Here is a 22097-nt window from a genome sequence, read left to right as displayed (position 1 = left end):
GTTGCCCCGCCCCACGATGTTGCACCAGGGGAGCGCCCCAGGCAGCGCGACACCGAGCTCGAGGACCAGGTGGCCCTGCTGCAGGTCCAGCTGGCCGCCGTGCCGGCCGATGCGCCGCCGACACCCACCGCCGAAGCAGGGGCACCGAAGAAGCGCCGCTGGTTCTCGCACTAGGGCACGCCCCATGGAGGACTATTGAGTCAAGTCCTGCTTGCGAGCTCGCATCCGCCGATATCTCTGCCCGAGGAAGTACACCCCCGGTGCCCCGAGCGCGGTCGCAAGGATCGCCCGTGGCGAGGCGTCGATCATCACCAGCACTGCCGTCACGGCCGCGCCGACGAGCAGCGAGACGAAGAAGTCCTCGACGAGGTGGTAGAGCGCCGACTTCGGTTGTTCAGCACGTGACATCGTAGATAAGCCCCGGTCCGACATATGGGATGTTCAGCTGGATGCAACGACCTGCCCTGCGGGCAGCCACCACCGGGAATGCGGTTATAGCTGTGAAGTCGACGACCTGGGTAAGCGTGTTGCCTCTCACCTCGTAGTGCGTGGGGACGGCTGCTCCGTTCGCGTCCTTGGCCCCCGGCGCGGGGATGAGCGCCGAGACGGGGACGGTCGAAGATCCGTTGCGGTTGTCATGGACGACCACGCCCGGCAGCTGGGAGGCGGTGGCGTCCGTGGCCTGGTCTGCGAAGGGCAACCCGATCGACACGTTCCCGCCCGGGAGGGTCGCCTGCACGCCGTTGGCTGCGCCCACCGACACCATCACACGAGATTTCCGCATCGGGAACCTCCACTTTCATTCCTCATTGAACGAGCGGACAACCGTCCTTCACCCGACCCCGTTGGGCCGGAATGGTCACGGTCCGCGACCGGGCGAGCCTCGACAGCCTGCCACTTCCACACCCTGCCAGAACTCCGCATCCCCACGTCGATTTAGGACAGCGCGACTGCCGCGTGCGGCCGACTTCGGTTTCACCCCTCCCGAGGTAGGGCATGTCCCAAGGGCAACGGTGCAGCGCCCTGGGACCCTGCACCCGCGGCAGCCACTGCCTGCTGCTAATCGCCTGCAGGCAGCTGCTTGGCGTCGACGATGATCTTCTCGAGGATGCGGTGTGCGCCGCGCTACGGGTCGCATCACTGAGCGGCTTGGTGAATCCAAAGGAAGCGGGGACACCCCGCGGACGCGCCAAGCGTATGGAAATCGCTCGGAACTGGCTGGAGTACAAGGCCAGCGGGCTGCCGTCGATTCGGGCATGGAAGGCCGTGAAGGAGCGGGAGCGTCGTGCCCTCGCCAGCCGAAGGGAAGCGGCTGCCACTTCCAAGGCCATCACCGAACGGGAAGCAGCAGCCCGTCGTGCCGCTGATCGCGCTAGGTGGGAAGGAACCTTCAAGGGGCCCAGAAGCTCCGAGAATAGCCGGCCCACCGTCTACCTGGCCGGCTCTCCCGGGCTTGGTGAGCGCCGCTAGTCTCCCGATCTCTCTCCGCCACCGTTCGCGCCTTCGCACGATACCTGCACATCGCTGCAGATCGTCCGTTTCCGCCGCGCGCGAGGAGGCCGGGTATGCCGTCCCGCCCACGTCGTCGATGCGGCAAGGTGGCGTGTCATGAGCACCGCGGTGGCGACCACCCCGGCGATTCCGATGATCGTGTGGGTAGCGACACTGACCGGACTCGGCTGCACTGCCAGCTCAGAGGGAAGCCGAATCCCAAAGCTCTCCATGGCCGCCCCGATGGGGAGGAACAGCCGCGCAAGAAGACCCCAACCGTCCGTGCGATTCAGTGCACCCGCGACCTGCCCCAGCGGCACGCTGACCACGACGGCCACGAACAACCACCGCGCCGCGTCCCTGATCGCGTCAGACCACGCAACGGACGTACGAGCACTCATCGGGTCGCTGTTCGCACGGGGGTCGCTGAAATCGATGAAGGTGTATACGCCTAACGCGAGATCGGACGCGTAGTACCCCAGCACGGCCCCACCCAACGCGAGGAGCGCCCCGACTGCTCGGGCCCGGGAGACCATGGCAGCAGCGGCAACACCGACGGCCGCCCACGGCCACCCGACGCCGATCAGCTTGGAGAGCACGACCCAATCGGTCCGCACATTCACCCACGAGGTCAGGACACCGAAGCATATCCCCGACAGCGCGAGCAGCAACCGCGAATGACCGCGACCCTCACCCGGGCCACCTACTCCCCCATTACGCACACCGGGCATTGTCCCAAACCGGGCTCGCAGACCAGCACTCGGTGGCCGCAAGGCGCTCGTCCACGATGACGCGTCGGCCGGGGTCCCCACGAAGCCACACTCCCAGACCGCCCCGGAGGGGATGCCGGCGCTGCGGTACGGAAACGCACGCTGAGGGTCGCCACGGGGGCTACGGGTACCGTTGAGTCATGCAACGGAGTCATGCCCGAGAAGCCGACACTCTACCGCTTCGCGTCGGCGGGAGAACCCGAGCCGAGCTGCGGCGAGCGCTGGCATCAGCCAACGTTCGAATCAATGCGCATGCGGAGACGCTGCTGGATCACCCTACCTTCGATGCGCGCGAACCCGATCTCGTCACGGTCGTGACTCGGACAGTCATCGAGCTCGGTTTCAGTGCTGGGGCCACACTCCCGGAACTGCTTGCTGCAGCCCCGGATCACGGCTTGGCACTATGCCCACCCGACACCGGCCCTTACTTCCGGCTCGCCATGACATCCCAAGCAAACGCTCCCGACTCCATCCTCTCGGCCGGCCGATCGCCGGCAGGCGCCGTCATCGTCGCCTCGGCACCGCTCAGCCCCGACGTCGAGTTCCCCAAAGGCTTCTATCTGCGCGTCGTCGACGACGAGAGCTGGCTGCGCGGCTATCGCTGCGACGACGAATACCGACACTCGCCGGGCGATCGCTTCGCGTTCCAGCAACTCCCCTAACACCGGTCAGTCAGCATCCAGGCAGCTCGAGCTGCCGACCCACCCGGAGGTGACCGCTGTATCTCCGGGCGAATCACCGACGGCTAGGGTGAACCGGTGTACTTCCCATCGCGGGCCGGCCCCCGCCCTGTCGTGTCGAATGACGGGCCGCAGACCCAGCTCTCACAGCGGTCGTCACCAGAGCTGTGGGGGCGCCTTGCTGCCGAGCTCTTCGCGATGCACGGGGTGATCGAGGGACACAGCCAGGTCTCGCCAGCGTCGTCGCGGGCCGTCTTCTTGGTAGACCAGGTTGAACATCGTTGGCCGGAGACGTCGCTGTACCCGGCCGGCCGGTTGGAGCCGATCCATCTCCACGGCGTCCAGGACACCTCGCTGCACCTGACGCTGCCCGCGGAGCGCGGTCGGCAGCTCACGGAACTCGGCTGGGCGGAACCTCACCAGTACGCCGACTTCGGCACCGAGTTCATGGTGTACGGACCGCGCACATCGCACGAGCTCCAGATCATCCTTGCCATCGCCGAAGAATCCCTCGCCTTCGCCCGCGCCGGCGCCGCCGACCGATCCATCGCTCAGGACGGCACTCCCCCGCCGGAGCACTCTCAAGAGACCCGAAATCGTCGAAGTCGCTGAGAACACCCTCGTTCGCTCATCGCCGCTCTCGCCTCGCAAGACCGTCCCCGACTTCGCCGCCCACGTCCGAAACGACACCGATGACTGACCGCCGCTGCCGCGCCGTTGGCTCGGTGTGCCCTTCCGGCACTACGGGTCGGTCCTAGGGTGCACACATGACCCGACCATCCCTCGAAGACGTCGAACGGCACCTCAGCGCCGGCGACGCCGGACAACACCGAGCGGATCGAGGCCTGAGCATGGCCGCCACCGCGGAGCGCCGCAGTCTGTTCGACTTCTGGGCGCAGCGCCTCCCCACCACCGCAATCGGTCGGGCGGGTGAGCAGCGCGCTCACCTGACCGAACTGGCCATAGACGGCATCAAGACGGCCACCGCCTCGCTGCACACCGACTACGTCTCAGAGGACGACCCACTCCCGTCACCCGGTTTCTACCAACTCCTCGACAGTCACGAACGTGCCGTCGCAATCCTCGAGGTAACTTCGGTCCGTGTCTGCCGGTTCATCGACGTCGACGACCAGCACGCCATCGCCGAAGGCGAAGGCGACGCGGACGCCGCCTCCTGGCGTGAAACCCACCGCCTGGAATGGCCGACCATCCACGACAGCTCGAAGATCGTCCTCGAACGATTCCGGGTCATCGCCGTCCCCTAACCGGGCCTACCCGCTCCGGGCGACTCCGCGCGGATCGGCCTGGTGAGGGTGACGCCGCGGTGAGCGAAGAATCGCTCGAAGGTGGACATGTCCAGGGTGGCGTTGTCGGCGCTGTGGCCGACGCCGGAGGGGTTGTGCAGGAGGATCCTGTCGTCGCTGACCGCGTGGACGAGGACCAGGTGTCCGCCCCGACGGCTGTTGGGCTGATCGGGATAGCGGATCTCGGAGGACACCGACGCCAGAACAAGATGCCCATCGCTCACACGGTCGAGCAGCTCCGTGGATTCGAGAGCAGAGTGGGCGGTTCCCTCGATGCCGAAGTCGTCTCTGATCCATTCGACGAACGGGCGATAGGAGAGCCCTGTGACCAGAACAGATACTCCTGTTCAGACGGATACCCGTCGGTGCGCCAATCGAAGAATGTGGCCGGGTTGGTTCCCTGCTCGATCAGGGGCTGGTTGCAGGCGATGTCGCCCCACTGCGATTCGTAGGGGTACGGGGTCATTCGCGGGACTCCTCGGTCGGGCATGCTGCGGGCGTCAGCTTTCGGGGCCGGCTGGGCGGAAGGCGTTGAGGAGGAGGTTCCCGAAGCGTTGCTCCGGGGAGCCGAACGGGTCCTCGATGACCATGTAGGTCCAGGTGGTGGACGGTCTGCGCAGGCCGAGGGGTTCGGGGTCGAGGGTTCCCCGGGCGGCAGCGTGGGTGAGGGTCGCTGCGATGGCGTCCGTGACGCGGCCGGCGAAACCCTCGAATGCCCTGTAGGCGATCCTGTTGTACTCGTCGAGCGGGTTGTCGCGGGCCAGGGAGCGCAGATGGATCCCCTCGCGGGCCGCGGTGAGCATGTCGAGGTGCTCGATCCAGTACTGGTCGAGGTGGTGCAGGCTGATCTCCCGGACGGAAGCGTGGATGCGATGGCGGCCGAGCAGGGCGTCGACGGCGGTTCGTGCCTCGCCGTTCAGGAGGAGATCGTCTCTCTCAGCGGACAGCACCGCGGTGCGGAGCCGGAGGACGGCGAGCCGTTGCTCAGTGGGAACCTCGGAGAACGCGAGGGTGTTCCGGTGGGATCGATGCTGGAGCCCTTCCGCGAGACGCTGGGCATGGTCGACGAGCTCCGTGGCCGTGTCGGTGGTGAACGGGGAGTCGTAGGCCTTCCGCAGGGACGGTGAGAATCCCGGCAGGTGGCGGCGCACCAGGTCGTCGTCGAGGCTGGTGAAGAAGACGCTCGTTCCGGGGTCGCCCTGTCGACCGGCACGGCCCCGCAGCTGGTCATCGAGTCGGCGGCTGTCGTAGCGGCCGATCCCGACGACGCAGAGCCCGCCGGCGGCGATGACGCGTTCCGCGTCGCTTCCATCGGCTCCGCCGAGCCTGATGTCGGTCCCCCGTCCGGCCATCTGGGTGGAGATCGTGATCCTCCCGTGTTCGCCGGCGCGAGCGATGATCGCCGCCTCGTCCGCGTCGTTCTTCGCGTTGAGCACCACCGCGTCGAGTCCACACCGTCCCAGCTCCTCAGCGACCTGCTCCGACTGGGCGACACTGCCCGTGCCGACCAGGAGCGGACGCCCGGACCGATGCTCGGCGACGATGTACTCGAGCGCCGCCCGCAGCTGCGACGGAGCGTCGGGGTACGCCCGATCCGGGAGGTCCTCCCGGATCACCGGCCGGTGCGGACCGACCTCGCCGGTGCGAACTCCGTACCGGTCAGCCAGCTGCTCGGCAACGGGCAGCGCCGTCCCGGACATGCCGCACACCGTCCGGTACCGGCCGACGAGCGCCTGGATCGTGATCGAGTCCAGGATCTCGCTGACAGTCGAGCTCTCCAGATCTTCCTTCGCCTCAACGGCCGCGTGCAGTCCGTCCGGCCACCGCTGCAACCGGGCGATCCTCCCCCGAGAGGCATTGACCAGCTGGATCCGCCCATCGCGGACGATGTAGTCCACATCACGGTGCAGCAGCGCCTGCGCGTGCAACGCGACGTTGATGGTCGTGAGGTGGTCATGCCCAGCGGCGTCGAACAGATTGACCCCGCCGAGTGCAGCCTCGACCCCATCCACACCCCGGTCGGTCAAGGCCACATTCCGGCCATCTGCATCCACTTCATAGTCGACTCCAGGCACGAGGGTGCGTACGAGTTGCGCCGCCTCCCGTTGCGAAACACCCCCGGTCCCCCCGCCGGCGAGGACCAACGGCGTCGAGGCCTCATCGATCAGGACCGCATCAGCCTCATCGACGATCACCACATCCTGGACGAACAGCTCCACATCTTCCGGTTCTGTGCGAAACCGGTCACGCAGCACATCGAACCCCGCCTCGGTGACCGGCACATACGTCACGTCCGCGGCGTACGCGGCCCGGCGCCGCTCCCGCTCCTCGCCCTCCCCGATCCACCCGACGCCGACCCCGAACCCCCGGTAGAACGGCGACATCCACTCGGCATCCCGACGGGCCAGATAGTCGTTGACAGAGAACAGCTGCACCGACCGCCCCTGCAGTGCATAACCCGCAGCCGCGACCGCCCCGGTCACCGTCTTCCCTTCGCCGGTCCCCATCTGCACCACGTGCCCATCCAGAAGCGCCAACGCCCCCACCAGCTGGCTGTCGAACAGGTCGATCCCCAGAGCGGCCCATGCGACAGCCCGCGCCACCCGACAGAACTCCCGCTGCTCCGCCCTCCCCCACTCGCCGGAACACGAGCGCAGCCGACTCACGGAAGCATCCACCTCATCCGGAGAGGACGGCGCCACGAGCGAACGGAGATCGCCCACCAGCGCACGATGACGACGGAACCGGACCGTGCCATCCACACCGAAGTACCGCCTGACACCATCACGCAGACCCACAACCACCCCCTGACACCAGACTCGCTATCGTCTCCGACCGGGCTCCGACGCGCAAACGAGCTCGCCGCAGCCGGTCGGCCCGAACGCCACCCCACCACCGGCCCGAAGGGACAGCCGCGGTGCAATAGGGACCACCGCCATGACGTCTTCCGCGAGCCTCAACCGGCGAGCTGGAAGATGAAGCGCTTGGACAAGGCCAGGTGGCCGACCCCACGTTCGACGCCTCCCCATCCGGGCTCGTCACCGGGCGGGACGCGTCCCAATCTGTGTAATCGTTCAGAAACACGATCGCCCGCTGCGCGAAACAGCGGGCCTCTAGCGTCGAGCCTGTCGATGGAGCCGCTTCCTCAGCCGCTGGCCCACCCCCCGGGGCCGGCTCTGGACCGTTCGCAGATCGTGCTCCTCGACGACGCGAGTCTTCCCTTCCTGCCGCTGACGGCGGACGCATCGGCGACCCCCTCTCGCCCGCTCCACAGGAAGGCACCACCCGATGCATCACACCCCCAGGCGCTTCGCGCGCCTCCTGGCCGCCACGGCGGCCGCTCTCGCCGGTCTCGGCCTCGCGGTCGGCGCTGCGGCGCCCGCCGTCGCGGCTCCCGCGGTGGCCGCCGTCACGGTCTCCGCGCCGTCGGCGGTCACCGCCGGAGACTCCTTCGACGTGACGGTGACACTGACCGGCGCGACCGACGTCTTCGGCTACGAGGCCGTCCTGGCCTTCGACCCGGCGATCGTCGCGTACGTCGACGGCAGCGCGGTCGTCACCGCCGGAGGCTACGACGCCGTCAGCACCGCCTCCGGCACGGTCGACCTCGTCTACACGCGGCTCGGCACCTCCCCGGCTCTGTCAGGCACCATCTCGTACACCCTGAAGTTCACGGCGAAGGCTGCGGGATCGACGGCGTTCACCCTGCGCTCGCTCTCGCTGGTCGACCCCGCGTCGGCTGTGACCCCGCTCTCGAACGCCGCGGTGAGCCCGGCCGTCGCGGTCACACCGGGCTCGGTAACCGCACCTCCGGCGGGGACGACGCCGGCGACCGGCTCCGGGTCGGGCTCCGCGACATCGACGAGGTCCACCGCGTCCACCGCCGACGATCTGGCCTCGACCGGGTCGGATGTCCTCCCGTACGTCATCGCGGGTGGCCTCCTCGTCGTCCTCGGCGCAGCCGCCGTCCTGATCGCGGTCCGCCGCCGACGTGCAGGAGAAGCCCGATGACCGCCCGCCGATCGATCACGAGGAGCACCACCGCCATGCACACCCGAACCGCCGCCCGCCGCGTCACGACAACCGCCGGCGCGCTCGCTGCTCTCGCCGCACTCGCTGCGACGGGCGCCATCGTCGCCCCGGCCGCGGCCGCACCGGTCCCGAGCGGCTCCGAGGCGTTCCTCGCGCCGTACTACACCGCCCTCGACCTGACCGGCGACAAGCAGGTGACAACGGCCGACCTCGACGTCTTGACCCACCATCTCGGTGCCACCACCGCCTCGGCGGGCTGGTCGACCGTCGCCGTGGCGGACACCGACACGGATGGCGTCATCACCGTGAAGGATGTCGTCGCCCTTTCGCAGCGGATGATCTACGACGACGGGCCGTTCCAGCTGGTGGAGGCCTCCGCCCTGGACATGCAGGCCGCGATGAACGCCGGCGTCACCACCTCCGTGAAGATCACCCAGGAATACCTCGACCGGATCGCCGCCCTCGACCGCTCCGTCGTCGACACCGGGGCCGGCGGACGCGCCCTCAACTCGATCATCTCGACGAACGCGCAGGCTCTGACGATCGCGGCCCAGGCGGACGCCACCCGCGCGCAGAAAGGGATGACGAGCTTGCTGCTCGGCGTCCCGATCGCGGTCAAGGACAACTACGACACCGTCGACATGCCCACCACGGGCGGCTGCGGCTGCTGGGACGGCAACCAGACGAGCGACGACGCGACCATGGTGAAGAACCTCCGCACGGCGGGCGCCGTCATCCTCGCCAAGGCCAGCCTCGACGAGTTCGCGTACGGCTTCGCTTCCGAGTTCTCCTCGTTCCAGGACCCGGGCAAGACGCTTCTCGTCGCCAGCCCGCTGAACACCACCAAGACCGCCGGAGGCTCCAGCGGCGGGACGGGTGCGGCCATCGCCGCGAACCTGGCGGGCATCGGATTCGGCACCGACACCGGAGGCTCGATCCGCGTGCCGTCGACGTACAACTCGCTGGTCGGCATCCGCCCGACCGTCGGCCTCACCAGCCGCGATGGCATCATTCCGCTCGCCCTCAGCCAGGACACGGGCGGCCCGATCGCCCGCAGCGTCACCGACGCCGCGGTCGCGCTCGACGCCGTCACCGGTGTGGATGCGGCCGACCCGATCACGGCGGAGCAGCAGGGCCATGTCCCGGCCTCATACACCGCAGCGCTCGACCCGACCGCGCTGAAGGGCAAGAGGATCGGCATCGTCACCTCCATGCTTGGCAGCAACGCGACGGTCACCCGGCTGTGGGCGGCTGCGAAGGCGACGCTCGAGGCGCAGGGGGCGACGGTCGTGGAGATCACGAGCGTGCCTGCCGCGTTCACGGCAACGCTGAACGAAGGGAGCGGCAGCACGAACGAGTTCAAGCACGACCTGAACATCTACATCCAGAACCATCTGGCGCCGAACGTGACCGCTCGCTCGATCGACGACATCTTGGCCAGCGGTCGCAACGTCACAACGCGCAGCAGCATCTACACGTCGCGCAACAACGTGACCGACGCGCAGTACCAGGCGTGGGCGGGCCCGTCGGGCACGCACACCGCCGCCATCGCCACCGGAAACGCGACCGTGACGCAGCTGCTGAACGACAACGCGCTGGACTCCCTGGTGTACCCGAGCGGTTCGCCGTACAGCACCATCGGAACCAACATGCGCCTCAGCCCCAACACCGGGATGCCCGCGATCACGGTGCCCATGGGCCAGGCCATCGCGTCCGACGGCACGAACCCTTTGGTCGGCGCCAACGTCAACCTCGAGTTCCTCGGGCGCGACTACGACGAGAGCGGCATCATCGGCCTGGCATACGCATTCGAGCAGGCGACGCACGCACGGGCGACCGCGCCGCTCTACGGTCCGCTGAAGTAGAGCGACCGCCCGACCGAGACGAGCGCCCCGGCTTCGCGCCGGGGCGCTCGTCTCCCCCTGGCCACCACGGCCGCCAGGAGCCATAGTGAGCGCATGCGCGAAGTGATCAGCACCCCGGATGCGCCGAGCTCTCCCTTCTACAGCCAAGGCGTGAAGTCGGGAGGCTTCATCCACATCTCGGGACTGGTGGGGGTCGACGTCAACACAGGGAAACCCGCCGGTCCCACGATCCAGGAGCAGACGCGGCAGGCACTCGCGAACTGTCGCGCTGTTCTCGCGGCGGCGGATGCCACCTTGGACGACGTCGTCGAAGTCGGAATCCTCCTCAGCGACCCGGCCGACTTCGCCGGCATGAACGAGGAGTACCGATTGTGGTTCCCGAGCGATCCGCCCGCTCGGTATGCGGCGAAACTCGGCGCCGTGATCCCCGACGTGCTGATCTCCATCCGCATGACCGCGTACGTCGGCGAAGGTCGGAGTGACTCCTGACCACAACCCGGCGGTCAGCTCACCGGCTCTGGTCGGCCGCGCGGACGAAGACCTCGTTGACCGCTACCCGCCGGTCGACCATCCGCTCCCGCCCGATGCGGAGCTATTGCAGGCAGAACTCGTTGCCCTCCGGGTCGCGCATCATGATCACGAACTCCTCGTAGGGGCCCCAGTACCCCAGGAGGGTCTTCTCCTCGGTGGCACCGAGGGCGATCAGGCGGTCGCGCTCCGCTTCGAGCTCCTCGCGCGAGGCGCGGCGGTCGTCGAACGGCGTGATGTCGAGGTGCACGCGGTTGCGCTGCCGTCGCTCGTGCCGGTACCGGCTGAAGTAGAACCGTTGATGTGCCGGATTCTGATCCCAGGCTTCGGCGCGATCCGCGATCTCCTCGTCGGTCATTCCGGAGGCTCTGAGCTCTGCCACGTCCTCCGGGTCCCAGCCGGTCGGTTCCGGGTAGCCCATCACGGCGCTCCAGAAGCGCGCCAGCTCGGTGGGATTCTCGGCGAAGAACGTCACGTTCGCAATCCGGGCGGTCATGCGTCGAGGATAGCGATCGTCGGAGGGAACAGTCCGGTGTCGGCTTGAAGATATACATGCGTCAAGGACGGCATGGCCTTGTCTTCGATTCGCAGCCGACCCGAACCCAATTCGCCAACCGGAAGGACCGGGTGTCCCTGAAGAGGGGCTTGATCCGGTCCTCACAACGGCTCCGGACTGTAGCTCTACCGGCTTACGGGCAGTCCTAGGTCCTTGACGAGTAGTGCGATCTCATGATCAGGCGGCTCGAACCGCGGATTCTTGTGATTCAGCGGAGCCCCCGTGCCCCGGGCGAGGGTCGCGGCGTGCTGATGCACGCGCGCGATGCAGGAGCCGTCCTCAGCCCACCTGTTGAACCCCTTATGGATCGAGTTCCACATCCCGAGCCGCTCGGGTACATCCCGCCACGGAGCAGCGGTTCGGTGCTTCCAGGCCATCCCCTCGACCGCGAGACGGTGGTCGGTCCACGGCCGCGACCTTCCGGTCACCGCCGGCATCAACCTGACAGACCTTAATCCCGGCCCTACCGTCCACCAGACAACAGACGGGATTCACATTTCAGTGGGGCCAGATAACTCCGACACAACCATCCCGGCGAGTCACAAGGTGGAGCCGGATAACTCCGACGAACCGGGGTTACTCAAGGGTGACAGAACCCCGGCCATTTCAACTCACTCAGGGCAGGTTGTAGAGGACGATGCCGGCGATGATGAGGACGACACAGATCGCTACTCCTAGCCAGATGGGTACGACGGACCGTGGCTTTCCGCTGGCGACTCGCTTCTCACCAGCGCGCCGGTCGAACCTTCTCGCCCAGGGCATCAGGAACGACAGGATGATCGCGATGATGACCAGACCGATTAACCACAATGGCAACTACCAGCCCGCCTTCTCGATGGAGAGATGGAACTGTTTATTCGGACCAGGAATCTAGCCACATCTCATTGATGTCATAGCCAGACTTTATTTGGTCCGCTCCTTCGAGAGCCTGGCCGAATCTCGGATCTCGGGAACCGGCATAGATGCTCAGCTTGCCAAGCCATCGGCCTTGGTCACAGGGTCAAAACTCCGAGCGCCACGCGTCCGGCTTATCAGGACCACCGCACCGAACATAGCCGCTGCGGCCGCCCTTCTTCCATCTGTCGCCGAGCGGGCGACGTATTGGCTCGAGAATGAGCGGCCATGTGAATAATCGTTCAGATTGACATCCGCAGTAAGCACCCGATAGAAAGACCACGGGGGGACGTCCCTTTCTCCGATTGAAGAGAAAAGGGATAGTTATGAAGAAATCGTCATTGGTGGTGTTTGGCGCTGCCTGCGGGCTAATCCTTACATCCGTCGCCGCGCCTTCTTATGGCGCTGCACCGGCGGGAGGGGCGACGAGTTCAAGCGGCGATCCCGCGAAGGTTGAGCAAGTGATCTTGCCATTTAGCTCAGGCACTACATTGACGCAGGCGGCAAAGATTGCTGCTTCTCGATCCGAGTCAGTGGTTGGATTTCGCATCGAAAGCGACCAGGTCGTAGGGGAATATCGGACCGCGAGTGGTCAAACGGTGTCCGACTATCTGGCCGGATTCCACGAGCTCTACGGGACGGAGCCACGCGTCGCGGGCTTGGTTATCGAACGCCCTAAGGAGACGAGCAGCACATCGTCGAAGACGCGTGCGTTGCCGACGCCAAGCCATGCAACCACGATCGCGACGGGAGTGCCCGACTACCAACCGGCACCGGTGCCTGCCGACAAAGCCGCGGCCCTCGTTAAGACGCCAACAGAAGCGCCGGCAGCGAAGAGCCAAACGTCGATCCTCGCCGTGGGCAACGGGTGGAAGCCCTACAGCGTGTTCAGCAAGATCAAGAGATCGGGTGTTCACCAGTACTTCGACATGACGATGACCTGGAACGGTGCTACGTCGCCCCGCAACATACCTACGGCCTTTGGAATTGAGGCCGGAATCGACCTCTACAACGGCGCAACCGGCATACGAGGAGGTATATGCGGCCCGAACTTTAGAGATCAGTTCATCGCCAAGAACTACAACTGGTACTCATGGAGCACCTTCTCGCCCAACGGGGACCTGAGTTCCGCTTACCCTTACGCCGACCTGAACGATTTGCTCGACTCCTGCGGCCGCAACGCCATGACGGTCGGCTTTGAGTATCCGCAGCGATTTGCCCCTGATGAGTTCGGAATGTACGAGGTCAGTACCCACATCGATGCGCAGATCGGAGTCACCGGATCAAGCCACCTCGGCGGGGGTATCCAGCAAGTGGACAACGGAAACTGCATCCCGGGAATCGCTCTCACCGATTGCATGGGCACCAAGCAGTTGGCTGGTGACAGCCGAACGAACCTGAATACCGATCGCCTGTGGGTTGCCGACCCCAATAGGTGTTGGACATCCTCGAGTTATGGAGACATCGCGCCCGTCGTCGTGACCTGTCCCTGAGTTAGTGATCGCGTGAGGCCACCACGGTTCTGGTGGCCTCACGCGAGTTACCTCGCCTCGTAGCGAACACAAGCCCCGCGATCCCAAGGCCGATTGCACCATACGTTCCACCGCTGGTCGCCCAGTTCCCGCTATAGGTAGTCACAGTGCCGTTCCCATCGGCTCTCACCCAATCGCACTGCCGACCAAGGGGCCAGAAGCTAAGGCTTTGGTGGACGGTGTCCGAACTCTCTGAAATGAGTGCCAGCGGCGAGGAAGGTCCCTCTTGGAAGCAGTTGTTCTTTCGGGCCGACCCGATCGTCAACACAGCCGCAAAGAGCCCCACACACAGAAGCGTCGCGGCAACTATGGCAAGAAGCGCCGTCCCTACTCGTCGAGCTGTCTTTCGTGACGAATTCATAAACAACCCCCACCGTCCAGTGTACGAAGCGTCGCCGAGACCTCGCTCATGCTGGTTCCTTTGGCCCTGGCTGTCGAACGTCGGGGAACAGTCCTCCCCGGGGCTGCTTGTAGGGCAGAACCCGGATCTCCAATGAGCAGTGAGGCGTCGTCGTCCGCCAGCATTACGCCCGCTGGGTGCGGGAGAGCAGACGGATCGGTCCAACGATGCTGTTATGGCGCGTCTGAACGCTTTGAGGGGGACTCAGAGCGACATTCAGGCGATTCTGACGTCTGGCAAGCGGTCGGAATCCTTGTTCGATTGCACGTCAGCAAGCGTTAGGCATAGATTGCCTGGCTCTCAGGACGGGCCCGCCTCAATAGAGTCGCGATGCCAGCGACCGCCTTCATCGACTCGGAGGCAATACGCGTCGACCACCTGCTTGATCTCGTAGAGGTTGTTACCTGCACGATATGGCGCGAGCAGACCCTTCGCGACCCGGGCGGTCATGCGTCGAGGACAGCGACCACCAGCCCCGCCACATCACGCCGCCGCGATCAGCTCGTCGATGAGCGACGCCGTCTCCGTCCAGTCCCGCACGGGATGTGTCGGGATACCGAGCGCGATCACCGGGTAGTCGTTGCCGTCCGGGTCGAGACGGTCCCCGACGAAGAGCATGTCCGAGAAGGGGATGTGCGTGATTGACGCGAGCCTCCTCATCCCGTAGGCCTTGTCCACGCCACGACGCGTGATGTCGATGCTGGTCGACCCGCCCGCACGCACCTCCAGCCCGGGCAGCCGGGACCGCACCGCCGTCCGCAGGCTGCTGCGCCGCGTTCCGGCCGGATCCCAGGCGGACTTCTCGGCGACGGGGGCGAACTGGCCCAGCGCTGAGAAGGTGATCTGCGAGCCGCGGTCCTCCATGACCGGCCCCCACGTCCCCGCCTCCCACAACCCCAAGCGGGACGCCTCCTCCTCGACCACGGCGAGCGCCTCCTCCCGCTCGGCGTCGCTCAGGTTCTCGGCGTACCGCAGGCGCCAGCGGGCTCCGTCCCAGTTCAGGTAGCGCGTTCCGCAGGTCGGCATGAGGTGGAGGCGTTCCAGCGGCGCCGACGCGGGCAGACGGGAGAGCAGCTGGTCCCGGAACTGCTCGAACCGGCCGCCCGAGATCACGCAGACCTCCATCACCTCGAGGAGACGTCCGAGCGACTCGGCCGTCCGCGCGTCGACGGGAGACTTCGACGGGGCGAGGGTGTCGTCGAGATCGAAGGCGACGAGACGGGGCATCAGCGGGACCTTTCCTGGTTGGAGGGGGATGGCGGCGCGGTGCTGCCGCGCATGATGAGCTCGGCCGGAGGAAGCGCATCCTCCGGGGAACCGCCGCCGCTGTTCGCCAGGAGGCGACCGCAGGCCCGGCCCCACGCCTCGGCGTCGCGCCGCACGACCGAGAGAGCAGGATTCGTCACGAGGGCGACCGGGCCGTCGTCGAGAGCGATCACCGAGAGTTCGTGCGGAACCTCCAGGCCACGGCGAAGGGCGGCTTGCATGCCGGCCGCCGCGAGGACATCGCTCTCGTAGACGATCCCGGTGGGAGGCTCGGCACGGTCGAGCAGGCCGGCGGTGGCGTCCCTCACGGTAATCGGGATGGATAGGGACACCCATGCCACCCGGGCATCGAGCCCCAGCAGGCGCGACTCCCGCGCGAACTCCGCACTCCACCGGGCCGACCGTGCGAGCGACTCGTCCGCGACCAGCGCGATCCGACGATGGCCGATGCCGGCGAGGTGACGGATCGCCTGCCGCATCCGCGCGCCCTGGTCGGCCGCGCCGACGCTGTCCGCGGAGACGAACGGCAGGCCGAGCCGCGCCAGAGCGGCGGGGCGGTCGTCGGCGACCCGCAGGCCCGCGAGCAGCACCACGTCCACCTGCGCCTCGCGGGCGAAGGCCGAGTAGGCCTCCCGCTCCTCGGCATCGGTCGCGACGACGCGCACGACGAGGACAGCGCCGGTCGCAGCGAGCGCGGACCCGATCCCGTGGAGGAAACCGACGAGATCAGAGCTCGCGGCCGCCGCGTCCCGGCGGAGCACCAGGCCCGCGGTCCGCGGTCGCTGCCCGGAGAGCGCCCTGGCGCGGGAGCTCGGGCGCCAGCCGAGGTCTCGTGCGGCCCGGACGATGCGGTCCGTCGTCCCCTCGCTGAGCCCCCGGCGCCCGTTGAAAACGAAGGACACCGCGCTCTTGGAGACGCCGGCGCGCGCCGCGACGTCGGCGATGGTGATGCGCCGCTCCCCCGGCTCCCGGGCGGCACCGGAGGCGGGATCCGGACCCGAACCGGTTCCCACCTCGGTGCCTCCTTCCGCTACCGCGCCACGGCCCACGGGCCGTTGACGTCGCCCGGAGCCTGGTTGCGGGAGTACCACCTGGCCACGTACACGACCCCCTTGTAGCTCGCGCGGTCCCCGCCGTTGAAGATGCGCGACGGCGTCCACAGCGCGGTGCCGTCCGGAGCGGTCGCCATCTCCTGCCAGGGTCCCGTCGCGGAGCCGGGGGTGTCACCGCGGCTGTACCAGGCGGCCAGGTACGTGCGTCCCTGGTAGAGGACGGTGTCGCCGCCGGAGAACACGCGGGACGGGGTCCAGACGGCTCCACCGTCCTCGGTCATCGCCAGTTCCTGCCAGGCTCCGGTGTTGCTGAGCCCGGGCTGCTCGCCCTTCGTGGACCAGCCCGCCTTGTAGACGGAACCCTTGTAGCTGACGATGTCGCCCGTCTTGTAGGACGTCGTCTTGCTCCAGGCGGCAGGCAGCACCACCGTGACGGTCACCGTCGTGCTGGCACCGGCGACCGTGTCGCTGCCGCTGTAGGTCGCGGTCAGCACATGGTCGCCCGCTGCGAGGCCCGGAGGGAGGGTGAACGTGGCGACACCGCCGTTCAGGGATGCGACCCCGCGGTCCTTGTCCCCCTCAGTGAGTGCGACCTTCCCGGTGACCGGGAGCGGTGAGGTGACCGTGACGGTGACCGTCGCCGCCGTCGCCCACTTCGTGCTGACAGCGGGTGCGCTGACGACGGCGGTGGCGCGCAGGCCGTCGATGGCGGCTTTCAGCGTCGCAGCGGCGGCGTCGATCGCTGGCTGGCTGGCGTCTGCCGCCGTGAGCGTCGCCTTCGCGGCCTCCAGGGCAGGCAGCAGGGGCGACCAGGTGTCAGGCGTGTACCAGGTGCTGTCGAGACTGTTCGCCCGGTCCACCTGTGCCTGCAGAGCGCTCGTGTCGACCCCCACAGTGACCGGGCAGCGAACGAACTCGTCCCCGGCACCGTGCACGAGCACGACGGAGGTGCTGCCGGGCACCCCGGTCTTCAGGCCGACCGAGACCGTCCCATCGGCGGCGGCCTGGGGCGCGGAAGCCACCGCCGCGACGGCCGGGTCGAGCGAGTACGCGGTGAACGAGTCGCCCGGGACGAGCGGGGTGATCGTCGCGGCAAGCGTGGCCGTACCGCCGCGCTCCGCGTTCACCGGCGCCGTGCACGCCAGGCTGTAGCCGCCGTAGACCTCGAACTCCCAGATGTTGAGCCCGTACTTGGTCGCCGGCGACCCGATGACCCGGACGTAGCGCACTTCGGCGGTCGGGAAATCGGTCGTGTCGCGGCGGTGGTCGGCGGTGCCGGTGTTCTGGACATGCGCGAGCGGCGTCCAGTCGCTTCCGTTCACCGACCCCTCGAGCTGGTAGTCGGTGGAGTTGCCGCTCTCCCACTCGACGACCGCCTGCGACACCGGACGGACCGTGCCGAGGTCGACCTGCAGCCAGTTGCGGTTGGTGTACGGCGCCGTGCCCGAGGGGCGGGCGGAGGACCACTTGGTGGTCTTCGAGCCGTCCGTGGCCGCAGGAGCCTGAACATTCGCGAGGTTGTTGTAGACGCTGTCGGCGGTCGTCGGCTTCCCCTGCGCGAGGTTCACCCGTCCTGTCGCTACGGGCGCTGCGGTGATGGCGCTGTCGCCGAACACCTCGAACTCCCACACCGAGACGCCGTAGGTGGTGAGCGCTCGCTTGACCGTCTGCATCCGGACGTACCGCCCGGTCGCATTCAGCGCAACGAGGTCGGTGCCTCCGTCACTCCCGGCAGCCGGCGTGACGTAGGCGTCGCGCCACGTGCTGCCGTCGTCCGAGACCTGGATCTTGTACTGACTGGCGTAGGACGCCTCCCAGAACAGCCGAGCGGCCCCGATCTTCTGCACTTTCCCGAGATCGACCTGCAGCCAGGAGGTGTCTGGAGACCCGGTCCGGTCGGCGATCCACCGGGTGGTGGCGTTCCCGTCGGTCGCGCTCGCCGGGCTCGTCCCGTCCGATGCCGTGGTCGGAGCGCCCAGGGCGAGATTCGCCCGGGCGACGGCCGCGAACTCGGCCACCGCGTACGATCCTCCACCGGGCCCGTCCAACGGCAGGATGCGGACGAAGTTCGCCGCGGTCGCCGGGAAGTCGACGTGCTGATGTCCGCCCGTGCCGCGCTGGACCAGGGCCTGGTCGGTCCAGGTCACCCCGTCCAGGGACGTCTGGACGAGGAAGCGCGTGGCGTAGTCGGCGCCCCAGTCGACGTCGGCGCCCATCGCGTAGGAGCCCGCCGCGAGACGCTGGCTCAGCCAAGGGGCCGCTCCGGAGGACTGCCACGTGGTTGCCGGATCCGCGTCGCCTGCGCGCGACGGACCGTGGCCAGCGACCGAACCGCTCGCCGTGTAGGGCGAGCCATCCGAGTCGTCCGCCACCAGCGGTTCCGTGACGGTCTTCCCGAGGTTCGCCCCCGTGCCGAGCACGAACGTGCCCCGCGACGCGGACGCCCCGCCGCTCAGCTCGACATCGACGAGGGTGCCCGGCTGGCTCGGGTTGGAGAGGCTCACCACCGGGGTGCCGGACGACTCGTCCAGCATCACGATGCTGGGCTGGCTCACCGACAGGGTGCGGCCGTCGCCGAGGTCGAGCGATCCGGCCCGGTAGAAGGTCGCCATCGTCCGCTTGAGCCCTGCGTGCTGCACGGCCTGAACCGCGCTGTCGTTGCGGAGGACCTTCACCGCCGGCTTGGCCGCGTAGGCCTCGGTCTGCGCAGCCGACTTCGCCGGGAGCACGATGTACTGGTACGTGGCGTTGCTCGGCTTCGTGCCGTGGTCGAAGTACAGGGTGAACGCGTCGTGGCTCTCCGGCTGGTCGCCGTAGTAGCTGCCGGTCTGCGTCTTGTCGGACACCGTCACGGACTGATCGGACGGGAACACGTACCCGACCTTGTCGTTGTAGGCCCACGACGGATCGGCGACGACCTGGCCGTCGGTGCCTGGGGCGACCTTCTGGCCGTCGACCGAGGCATTGCCCTTCGCCGCGACCTGGTTGACCGTGGTGTGGATGGGCGCGCTGGAGGACGACTGGATGCCGGCACCGAGCGCCACCATCTCGTCGTCGAAGTAGTAGTAGCTCTTCTGCGCCTGCGTGCCGACGCGGTCCAGGCTCTCCACGCTCGCACCGTAGGTGCCGTCCGAGACGCCGCCGGTGAACGCGCCGCCGTTGCCCGACCGGCCGTCCTTGCCGAGCGTGGTCTCCTTCACATAGGGCACGGTGGTGCCCGGGTAGTGGAACCAGTCGAACGCCGGGCCGAGGTCGGTGTACTCCTTGTTCGTGACCTGGATCGCCGTCGTGCCGGTGCGGTTCCAGACGATCTCGTTCCCGACGTCCTTACGGAGGGTGGAGCGGTACTCGCTGCCGACGGTCCGGCTCGAGTTCAGACCGGTCACGATGCCGTAGTCGGCCCGCTGGTGCGACGAGAACTCGGAACGCCAGAAGTACTTGTCGCCGATCGCACCGTTGCCGGACGTCTTCCCGCGGATGTTGTCGGCCATGTGCCGGTACGCGGTCGCGTAGAGCGGGTCGGTGCGCGCCATCCGGTCCAGCGGATCGAGGAAGACGGCGGCGTAGCTCGTGACGCCGTCGACGGTCGTCGCCGGCCGGTAGAGGAGGTACAGCATCTCGATCTCGCCGCGGATCAGCCAGCGGGTGCCGTCGACGATGTAGAAGGCGATCGTGTCCAGCTGGTCGCGCGTGAATGCCAGGCTCGTGCCGCGAGCGGAGTCCGCCCACATCGCGACCATGGTGAACAGGGCCATTCCGTAGCCCTCGCTGTAGAGCTGGGCGCCGTGCGCCCAGAACGTCGAGTCCGGCTGGACGGCCTCCTGAACGGTGCCGGAGTCGTCGACGGCGACCGTCTGGACCATCGTGGCGAAGCCCGCCGTGATGGCGGCGGCGTCACGGGTGGCGAGCGCCTTGTACAGGTAGTCGGAGGTGCGCCAGGCGCCGTTCGCTCCGGCGGGGTCGAGCTTGCCCTGGTTGTGCTTGATCGCGAGCGCCGCGGCGTCGCTGCTCAGCACATCCCCCACGAAGATCGAGATCCGCCCCATCGCGATCGACTCGCCGATCTCCGTCTCCCACCAGTTGGTGTTCCCCGGGTTCACCCTGTCCCAGTACGTCAGCGCGCGCTCCTCCGCGGCGATGAGCGTCGCGTCGCGGTAGCCCCTCGCGGTGGGCTCGCGGTACGCCTGGGCGATGGCGACCATCCGGTAGAGCGCCTTGTAGGCGTCCCAGGTCTTCCCGTTCGCCGAGCTCGTCGTGTCCTGGTAGTTCACATCGGACCACGAGCCGTCGGCGTTCTGCGACGCGACGTAGTCGAGCGCGTTCGAGGTCTGCGCCAGGTAGATGCCGTTGGCGATCTGCACCTCGTCGCCCTGGCTCAGGTAGTAGTCCTGCAGGCGCGTGACGATCGTCGCGACGTCGGTCTGCAGGTCCGCCGCCTTCGCGGGGGCGGCCAGACCGACCACGCTCAGGAGCGCGGCGACGAGGAACGCCACGAGCGCAGACGAACGCGAGCGGCGCAGGAGCGAGGGATGTGGAGCGTGCGGGTCTTCGGGATGACGCGTCATTGCGTTGGACTCCTTGTTCGCTATCGGGGGGTCAGGGGGTGCGGACCAGGCGGGCGGCCGAGATCCGGGTGTCGGCCGCGCCGTAGAAGACGATGTGCTCTCCGCCGATCTTCTCGATCGCCGTGGGGAAGAGCACGTTCGCCACCGTTCCCGCGGTCTCGTCCGCGGTCTCGGGGGTCATCAGGGGTTCGCTCGTGCGGGCGATCACGCGCGAGGGGTCGTCGGGATCGAGCAGCATCGCCCCGACGACGTAGCGGACGGTGAACGCCTGGGGCACGAACGAACCGCCGGGCAGCGTTCCGGTGACGCCGTGGTGCAGTACGAGCCAGCCCTCCGGAACCCGGAGCGGCGCCGGGCCGGCTCCGATCTTGAGGGCCTCCCACTCGTACTCGGGACCGGCGACGAAGCGGTGGCCGCCGGGGCGGGTCAGTGCCGTGAGGTCCTGCACAGCGTCGTCCACGGGCACATAGGAGATCCAGATGCTCGCCCGCGGGTCCGTCACGCCCGCGGGAAGAGGCGGCTGCTCGTCCGGACGCACGAAGCCGAAGTCCCACATCGGCCGGTGCAGCATGGCGAAGCTCGGGCGGCCCTCCGGGTCCGGGACGACCTCCGGGAAGAAGACGACGTCCTTGTTCGGGAACAGGTTGAGGTCGGTGTCGAGGGCGTCGTCGTAGGCGAACTGGATGGGGCCGAGCCGCGTCCATTCGCGGCCGTCCGTCGACACCGCGAGCGCGGGCTTCGGGCCGAGCGGGCCGAACGCGACGTAGCTCATCACGTGGATGCCGAGGTCGTTCAGGGGGGTGATGCGCGGGTCCTCCACGCCGCCGTGCGCCGTGCCGTGCTCCCAGCCGCGCTCCGCCTGGAGGGCGATCTCCAGCTCGGCGACGCCGGTGGGGACGCCGTCGGCCACCACGACGCGGGCCCGGCCGATCCGGGAGACGTTGTGCTCCGCAACCAGCCGCGGGAAAAGGTGGACGGTGCCGTCCGGGTCCTGCACGGTCGCGGGGTTGAGCACACCCTCGACCTGGCGCGGGTCGGCCGCATCAGGCTCCATGACGATGCCGATGCGCTCCAGGGCGTAGGGGACGTCCGTGGCGATGGTGCGGGCGGGGATGGTGGTGGACAACAGGACCTCTCTCGGGGGTGGATGGGGGGTGGACGG

18 protein-coding genes are annotated in these 22097 nt (G+C 67.8%); 8 read left to right on the top strand and 10 right to left on the bottom strand.

From position 1 onward, the window contains the following. Positions 1-192: 192 nt before the first annotated feature. From BJ963_RS17025 to BJ963_RS17015, 3 genes are all read right to left on the bottom strand, one after another. Positions 193-408, bottom strand: coding sequence for a hypothetical protein (locus BJ963_RS17025; protein ID WP_179457662.1), 216 nt, complete (start codon positions 406-408; stop codon positions 193-195). Then, a complete protein-coding gene (locus BJ963_RS17020) occupies positions 395-784 on the bottom strand; it encodes a hypothetical protein (RefSeq protein ID WP_179457661.1) in 390 nt (129 codons plus the stop codon). Before BJ963_RS17020 ends, BJ963_RS17025 begins: the two co-directional genes overlap by 14 nt. 682 nt (positions 785-1466) lie before the next feature. Further along, positions 1467-2162, bottom strand: a complete 696-nt coding sequence (locus BJ963_RS17015; RefSeq protein ID WP_179457660.1) for a hypothetical protein — start codon at positions 2160-2162, stop codon at positions 1467-1469. A 239-nt stretch (positions 2163-2401) separates the two neighbouring features. Here BJ963_RS17015 and BJ963_RS17010 point away from each other — a divergent pair, with 239 nt between their 5' ends. The 4 genes from BJ963_RS17010 (at position 2402) to BJ963_RS19040 (ending at position 4697) form a co-directional block, all read left to right on the top strand. After that, positions 2402-2923: a hypothetical protein gene (locus BJ963_RS17010; RefSeq protein ID WP_179457659.1), complete on the top strand. Its 522-nt coding sequence runs from the start codon at positions 2402-2404 to the stop codon at positions 2921-2923. Between the two features lie 96 nt (positions 2924-3019). Beyond that, the gene (locus BJ963_RS17005) at positions 3020-3553 is read left to right on the top strand and encodes a luciferase domain-containing protein (protein ID WP_179457658.1); all 534 of its coding nucleotides are present in this window, start codon (positions 3020-3022) and stop codon (positions 3551-3553) included. A gap of 239 nt (positions 3554-3792) precedes the next feature. Further along, positions 3793-4206, top strand: a complete 414-nt coding sequence (locus tag BJ963_RS17000) for an ASCH domain-containing protein (RefSeq protein ID WP_179457657.1) — start codon at positions 3793-3795, stop codon at positions 4204-4206. A gap of 59 nt (positions 4207-4265) precedes the next feature. Then, positions 4266-4697, top strand: a complete 432-nt coding sequence (locus BJ963_RS19040; RefSeq protein ID WP_218857113.1) for a hypothetical protein — start codon at positions 4266-4268, stop codon at positions 4695-4697. 48 nt (positions 4698-4745) lie between these two features. On the opposite strand, the gene secA2 is transcribed toward BJ963_RS19040, so the two are convergent. Beyond that, a complete protein-coding gene (gene secA2, locus BJ963_RS16990) occupies positions 4746-6911 on the bottom strand; it encodes an accessory Sec system translocase SecA2 (RefSeq protein WP_343037313.1) in 2166 nt (721 codons plus the stop codon). 622 nt (positions 6912-7533) lie between these two features. Between secA2 and BJ963_RS16985 the strand changes: the two genes are divergently transcribed. The 3 genes from BJ963_RS16985 to BJ963_RS16975 all read left to right on the top strand — a co-directional run bounded on the left by BJ963_RS16985 (position 7534) and on the right by BJ963_RS16975 (position 10631). Continuing rightward, positions 7534-8256: a cohesin domain-containing protein gene (locus BJ963_RS16985; RefSeq protein ID WP_179457656.1), complete on the top strand. Its 723-nt coding sequence runs from the start codon at positions 7534-7536 to the stop codon at positions 8254-8256. After that, entirely contained in the window at positions 8253-10142 is a 1890-nt protein-coding gene (locus BJ963_RS16980) for an amidase family protein (protein WP_246298093.1), read from the top strand. The genes BJ963_RS16985 and BJ963_RS16980 overlap by 4 nt, the downstream gene beginning before the upstream one ends. Before the next feature lie 93 nt (positions 10143-10235). Continuing rightward, a complete protein-coding gene (locus BJ963_RS16975; RefSeq protein WP_179457655.1) occupies positions 10236-10631 on the top strand; it encodes a RidA family protein in 396 nt (131 codons plus the stop codon). 103 nt (positions 10632-10734) lie between these two features. Here the strand turns inward: BJ963_RS16975 and BJ963_RS16970 are convergent, their stop codons facing one another. After that, positions 10735-11166, bottom strand: coding sequence for a VOC family protein (locus tag BJ963_RS16970; protein WP_089914401.1), 432 nt, complete (start codon positions 11164-11166; stop codon positions 10735-10737). A gap of 185 nt (positions 11167-11351) precedes the next feature. Next, positions 11352-11663 carry a transposase gene (locus BJ963_RS19615; protein ID WP_179457654.1) on the bottom strand — a complete coding sequence of 104 codons (312 nt, stop codon included), beginning with the start codon at positions 11661-11663 and terminating at the stop codon, positions 11352-11354. A gap of 783 nt (positions 11664-12446) precedes the next feature. Between BJ963_RS19615 and BJ963_RS16960 the strand changes: the two genes are divergently transcribed. Next, positions 12447-13613, top strand: coding sequence for a hypothetical protein (locus BJ963_RS16960; RefSeq protein WP_179457653.1), 1167 nt, complete (start codon positions 12447-12449; stop codon positions 13611-13613). A gap of 922 nt (positions 13614-14535) precedes the next feature. Here BJ963_RS16960 and BJ963_RS16955 read toward each other — a convergent pair. The 4 genes from BJ963_RS16955 to BJ963_RS16940 form a co-directional block, all read right to left on the bottom strand. Beyond that, positions 14536-15279, bottom strand: coding sequence for an HAD-IIB family hydrolase (locus BJ963_RS16955; protein WP_179457652.1), 744 nt, complete (start codon positions 15277-15279; stop codon positions 14536-14538). Continuing rightward, entirely contained in the window at positions 15279-16331 is a 1053-nt protein-coding gene (locus BJ963_RS19575) for a substrate-binding domain-containing protein (protein WP_179457651.1), read from the bottom strand. Before BJ963_RS19575 ends, BJ963_RS16955 begins: the two co-directional genes overlap by 1 nt. Before the next feature lie 17 nt (positions 16332-16348). After that, a complete protein-coding gene (locus BJ963_RS16945; RefSeq protein WP_343037312.1) occupies positions 16349-20863 on the bottom strand; it encodes a polysaccharide lyase family 8 super-sandwich domain-containing protein in 4515 nt (1504 codons plus the stop codon). A gap of 103 nt (positions 20864-20966) precedes the next feature. Continuing rightward, positions 20967-22061, bottom strand: a complete 1095-nt coding sequence (locus BJ963_RS16940; protein WP_179457649.1) for a glycoside hydrolase family 130 protein — start codon at positions 22059-22061, stop codon at positions 20967-20969. Between the last annotated feature and the right edge of the window lie 36 nt (positions 22062-22097).

Source organism: Leifsonia soli (assembly GCF_013408745.1).
In the GTDB taxonomy this organism is placed as follows: domain Bacteria; phylum Actinomycetota; class Actinomycetes; order Actinomycetales; family Microbacteriaceae; genus Leifsonia; species Leifsonia soli.
The sequence above is the reverse complement of the archived record's forward strand: the minus strand, read 5'-3'. Positions and strand labels throughout refer to the sequence as shown.

Coding starts and splice junctions, on each gene's coding strand:
- BJ963_RS17025 (WP_179457662.1), bottom strand. CDS start 408: ATGTCACGTGCTGAACAACCGAAGTCGGCGCTCTACCACCTCGTCGAG.
- BJ963_RS17020 (WP_179457661.1), bottom strand. CDS start 784: ATGCGGAAATCTCGTGTGATGGTGTCGGTGGGCGCAGCCAACGGCGTG.
- BJ963_RS17010 (WP_179457659.1), top strand. CDS start 2,402: ATGCAACGGAGTCATGCCCGAGAAGCCGACACTCTACCGCTTCGCGTC.
- BJ963_RS17000 (WP_179457657.1), top strand. CDS start 3,793: ATGGCCGCCACCGCGGAGCGCCGCAGTCTGTTCGACTTCTGGGCGCAG.
- BJ963_RS16985 (WP_179457656.1), top strand. CDS start 7,534: ATGCATCACACCCCCAGGCGCTTCGCGCGCCTCCTGGCCGCCACGGCG.
- BJ963_RS16980 (WP_246298093.1), top strand. CDS start 8,253: ATGACCGCCCGCCGATCGATCACGAGGAGCACCACCGCCATGCACACC.
- BJ963_RS16975 (WP_179457655.1), top strand. CDS start 10,236: ATGCGCGAAGTGATCAGCACCCCGGATGCGCCGAGCTCTCCCTTCTAC.
- BJ963_RS16970 (WP_089914401.1), bottom strand. CDS start 11,166: ATGACCGCCCGGATTGCGAACGTGACGTTCTTCGCCGAGAATCCCACC.
- BJ963_RS19615 (WP_179457654.1), bottom strand. CDS start 11,663: ATGCCGGCGGTGACCGGAAGGTCGCGGCCGTGGACCGACCACCGTCTC.
- BJ963_RS16960 (WP_179457653.1), top strand. CDS start 12,447: ATGAAGAAATCGTCATTGGTGGTGTTTGGCGCTGCCTGCGGGCTAATC.
- BJ963_RS16955 (WP_179457652.1), bottom strand. CDS start 15,279: ATGCCCCGTCTCGTCGCCTTCGATCTCGACGACACCCTCGCCCCGTCG.